At 60.9% G+C, this 4,455-nt stretch carries 5 protein-coding genes; 2 read left to right on the forward strand and 3 right to left on the reverse strand.

The window, feature by feature from the left end; translation table 11 throughout:
* From WB528_RS08730 to WB528_RS08740, 3 genes are all read right to left on the reverse strand, one after another.
* Window positions 1–978: class I SAM-dependent methyltransferase (locus WB528_RS08730; protein WP_423888022.1), on the reverse strand; the 978-nt coding region annotated here is incomplete at its 3' end.
* A gap of 8 nt (window positions 979–986) precedes the next feature.
* Window positions 987–1,829: a prolipoprotein diacylglyceryl transferase gene (gene lgt / locus WB528_RS08735; RefSeq protein WP_423888023.1), complete on the reverse strand. Its 843-nt coding sequence runs from the start codon at window positions 1,827–1,829 to the stop codon at window positions 987–989.
* Between the two features lie 6 nt (window positions 1,830–1,835).
* Window positions 1,836–2,570: a dienelactone hydrolase family protein gene (locus tag WB528_RS08740; RefSeq protein ID WP_423888024.1), complete on the reverse strand. Its 735-nt coding sequence runs from the start codon at window positions 2,568–2,570 to the stop codon at window positions 1,836–1,838.
* A 166-nt stretch (window positions 2,571–2,736) separates the two neighbouring features.
* On the opposite strand from WB528_RS08740, the gene WB528_RS08745 reads away from it, so the two are divergent.
* Both WB528_RS08745 and WB528_RS08750 read left to right on the forward strand, forming a co-directional pair.
* The gene (locus WB528_RS08745; protein ID WP_423888025.1) at window positions 2,737–2,991 is read left to right on the forward strand and encodes an accessory factor UbiK family protein; all 255 of its coding nucleotides are present in this window, start codon (window positions 2,737–2,739) and stop codon (window positions 2,989–2,991) included.
* 805 nt (window positions 2,992–3,796) lie between these two features.
* On the forward strand, window positions 3,797–4,455 hold a 659-nt coding region (locus WB528_RS08750; RefSeq protein ID WP_423888026.1), incomplete at its 3' end, for a 50S ribosomal protein L25/general stress protein Ctc.

Here is a 4,455-nt window from a genome sequence, read left to right on the forward strand (position 1 = left end):
CTCGGAAATCTCGTGGCTGGCCTTGGCCATCAAGCTTATCGCGCGGTTTTCGATACCGAGGCGCCTGAGAAAGTCGCCCTGCGGTACAGGGCCGTGAACACCGGCGCCGAGATCTTCGGCGGCGCGCGCCAGCGCCTGGAAATCGACATGCGCCGTCACGTCGGCCTGTCCCGGATCTTTCAATGGGTCCGTGTAACTGTGGCGGGCGATAGCCTGAAACGTATCGCCGGCATCGCTGCGCAGGTGGCCATAGTCGATGATCAGGGCTGCGCCGTCCTGATCGCGAACGCGGCTTGCGACCTTCATGATCTCGGCATCGGGTCGCCATTCGAAGACGGCGCCCACAGGAGCGGCGCGCACCAGTGACGGCAGCAACACCTCGAAACGAGGCATCGGATCGGGAGCCATGCCGAACGTCAGCTTGCCTTCGCCATCGATCTCTACCGTCCGCTCGTGCCAGCCGTTCTGTGCCTTCACGGCTTGATGAATCGGCAGCACGTCGAAATATTCGTTGGCAAAAATCACTGAGGGACCATCGGGGACGTCGTCGATGGTGTCGTGCCAGGTGACATCACGCGAGCCGGACAGCGCGTCCTTCTGTTTCTCGCGCAGCACCGGATTGACCTCGACCAAATGGATGCTCAATGCCTGATAGAGCGGAGGCAATACGCGAAGCGCACGCAGAGCATCCGCCATCAGGGTGCCGCGGCCAGGGCCGATTTCGATCAAGCGGAGCAGTGGAGGCGAATCGATCGCCTTCCACACCGATGCCGCCCACAGCCCCAGCAACTCGCCGAACATCTGGCTCACTTCGGGTGAGGTGATGAAATCGCCCTCGCGCCCGAGCGGGTCGCGCGAAAGATAATAGCCGTGCTTGGGATGCATCAGGCACAGCTCCATGTAACGCCACACCGGCATCGGACCGGATGACTTGATCAGATTCCTGATCTCCGACAGGAGCGGCGAAGTCTCGGTCACGATAGTTCCTAAACCGGCGGCGCTGCTGGTTCGGCCGCGTTTCGGCGGCATGCCGCCACGATAATAATAGCACCCGCAACGATCATGGGCAGCGAAAGCAGCATGCCCATGGTGAGTCCGCCCCACAAGAATCCAAGCTGTGGGTCGGGTTCCCTGAAAAACTCGCTGATAATACGCGCAATCCCGTAAATCGCGATGAAGCTGCCGAGGATCAGCCCAGGACGTTTCAACGCACCCATTCTGATCATCACCGCAAGGATGGTGAACAGGACGATGCCCTCAAGCGCTGCCTCATAAAGCTGGCTGGGATGGCGCGGGATCGGTCCGCCATTGGGAAATACCATCGCCCAGGGCAAATTGGGATCGGCCGCGCGGCCCCACAACTCGCTGTTGATGAAATTGGCGATCCGCCCGAGGAACAGTCCGATCGGCCCGACGGCGGTGGTGATGTCGCCGAGCGACAGAATCGAGATGTTGTTCTTGTGCGCAAACAGCATCACCGCCGCGACGCAGCCGAGAAAGCCGCCATGAAAGGACATGCCGCCCTTCCACAATTCGAAAATCTCGGCGGGGTGGTGGAGGAAAAACAGCGGATTGTAAAACAGCACGTAGCCGGTGCGGCCGCCGAGGATGATTCCGATCGTCACCCACAGCACGAAATCGTCCATTTGCAGAAGCGTGATCGGCGCCGGGCCACTCCAAAGCTTCTCGTTCTTGATCAGCGCGCGTGCGTAGATCCAGCCGAGTACGATGCCGCCAATATAGGCCAGGGCATACCAGCGAATGACGAAAGGTCCGATCGCAAACGCAACCGGATTGAAGACAGGAAACGCGATGGTGAGAAGGGGCATTTCGTCCTATGACCAAAGGGTGCGGCGATAGAGCGAAAGCAACCGCTCCCAGTGCCGTTCGGCCGCATCGCGATCGTAGACCGGCCGTTTTGGAAACGCGAAGCCGTGATGGGTGCCGGGATAGATTTCGACTTCTGCATTGGCGCCGCGCATCGATACCCTGACTTGCTCGATTGTCTCGGGCGGCGCGTAGATGTCGGTTTCGGCGCAGGCGAAGTAAAGCTCGGCCTTTGTCTTGCTTGAGGCCAGGTGCGGGCTGTCGGGCTGGTCGGTCACCAGATGCGTTCCGTAAATCGAGGCTGCGGCCTTGATGCGATCGGAAAACTGCGTCGCTGCGTTGATCGCATACCGTCCGCTCATGCAGTAGCCGACGGCGCCGATCCGATCGACGCGAGCGGCGGATTGGCCCGCGGCGAAAGCCAGAAGCGCGCTGGTATCTGCCATGATCATGGAAATGTTGATCGAGGCCATCAACTGGAACATGCGCTTGCGTTCGGGCGCTTCCGGATCCGGCGGGAGCGGGCCGAGCTCCATCACTCCCGAGCGGTAATAAAGATTCGGCAGCATCACGTAATAGCCTGATGTGCCGAGCCGGCGCGCCATGTCGCGCAGCTCCTCGCGGATCGCCGGCGCGTCCATGTAGAACAGGATGACCGGATGCGGTCCGCCGCGTTCAGGATGGGTAATGAACGTCGTGGTATGGCCGTCTTTGGTCGGGATTTCGATCTGCTGGTCGATCATGGGCGATTCGAGGCGATTTCAATGGATGATGTGCGGGCCCGATACGATTGCAAGTAAACCGGTCTATGACAAGGCGTGCCCACTTGAAACAAAACTGCTCTTGAACCGCTTGCCAAGGATCGCCATTGTCTTTGTTGAGCGTTCACGCCGACTGGAGATGTGAGGGATGACCCAGACCAACAATCGGTTTTTCGACGAGATCGGACGTTTGATGAACGACGCGGCCGGTGCCGCCCAGGGCGTCAAGCGCGAAGTCGATACGCTGGTGCGTAACCAGGCCGAAAAAATCCTGCGTGACCTCGATGTCGTCAAGCGCGAGGAATTCGAGGCAGTCAAGGACATGGCGCGTCTGGCGCGCGAGGAAAACGAGGCGCTGAAGGCCCGCATCGCCGCCCTGGAAGCCAAGCTCGGCGGCGGATAGTGAGGCGTAAGGCCGGGCCCGAAATCCGACTGCTCCTGAAATCCCGTGGCGCCATGGATTCCGGGCTCGCTCGTTGCACTCGCACCCCGGAACGACGATCCTCTTGACACGATTTCGCGCGCGGCGCGTGATTTGCCCGTCGTGCCATTGTGTCGCAGGCAATTCGCTTGTGATGTCGGGCAAATCAGAAGCATCTTTCCGCGCATCCCGTGCCCACCATGAGGGGCGTATCGCGATCGTCACGGACGTTGTGCGCGGGATGCGATGGCCGCAGATGGCGCACAAGACGAGCGCGCCGGCTCGCGGACGACGAAGCCGCGTGGTCTTGACGTCTCGACGCTGGCGTCAACTCGCGACGATGCTTTGCATTGCGCGGGGACGGTGACAAAAAAGCCCGATCGCCGGAGAGAGCGCGGAATAAGTCGTAAAGCCATCGCGCAGGGAATGCCGGATCGTTTCGGCCAACCTGTGGTGACTAACTCGTGTGCTTTTTACTTTTGCGCACGAGGCTGCGGGCGAGCCAAACGCCCGGCATTCCCTGCTCCCTCTTTGAGGGGCAACAGACAAAACTCGGGCGAATCCCGTCGCGAGAATGCGGAGTCATATGCTGATGAAGGGCGACTTTCTTTACCTTTGGGACCAGGCCCGGCAGCCGAGAAATATCGCTTCATTTCCTTGTCATTTCGACCCTTTGGGGCTAGAACCCCGCCACGTCCGCAGCCCCCGCACCCCTGGAGGCTTGCTGTGGACGCTAAACGGGCCGCGATGCGGCCTTTAATTTTTGAAAAAACAAGGACTTAAGCCGATGGCGACCGTCAAGGAATTGAAGGCGACCGCGCGTCCGAAGAGCGGCAAGGGGGCCGCCCGGGCCGAGCGTCGCGCCGGGAGAGTACCCGGAGTGATCTATGGAAACAGCCAACCCCCCGTGACCATTTCGGTCGATGATCGCGAACTGCGCCAGCGCATTCTCGCCGGCCGGTTCCTCACCACGATTTATGATATCGATCTGGAGGGAAAGAAGCACCGCGTGATTCCGCGCGACTTCCATCTCGATCCCGTGCGCGATTTTCCGATTCATGTCGATTTCATGCGGCTCGGCGAAGGCGCGACGATCCGCGTCAGCATCCCGCTGCATATCCTGAAGGCCGAAGCTTCCCCCGGCGTGAAGCGCGGCGGAACGGTGAACATCGTGACCCACGCGATCGATCTGGAGTGTTCGGTCGACAACATCCCGCAGTTCATCGAGGCCGATGTCAGCGAGCTCGAGATCAGCCACTCGCTCCATCTGTCGGATATCAAGTTGCCAACCGGCGTGAAGTCGCTGACGCGCGAGGACGCGACGCTTGTCACCATCGTGCCGCCGTCCGGCTACGCCGAAGAAATGAAGGCGGCTGCCGCGGCCGCTGCGGCTGGTGCAACCGCCGCTGCTGCTCCGGCGGCTGGTGCGGCTCCTGCGGCCGGTGC

Source organism: Bradyrhizobium sp. (genome assembly GCF_049586575.1).
Classification (GTDB): Bacteria; Pseudomonadota; Alphaproteobacteria; order Rhizobiales; family Xanthobacteraceae; genus Bradyrhizobium.

What these genes read in the sequence shown, in the direction of transcription:
- WB528_RS08740 (WP_423888024.1), bottom strand. Translation starts at nt 2,570, where the DNA reads ATGATCGACCAGCAGATCGAAATCCCGACCAAAGACGGCCATACCACG.
- lgt (WP_423888023.1), bottom strand. Translation starts at nt 1,829, where the DNA reads ATGCCCCTTCTCACCATCGCGTTTCCTGTCTTCAATCCGGTTGCGTTT.
- WB528_RS08745 (WP_423888025.1), top strand. Translation starts at nt 2,737, where the DNA reads ATGACCCAGACCAACAATCGGTTTTTCGACGAGATCGGACGTTTGATG.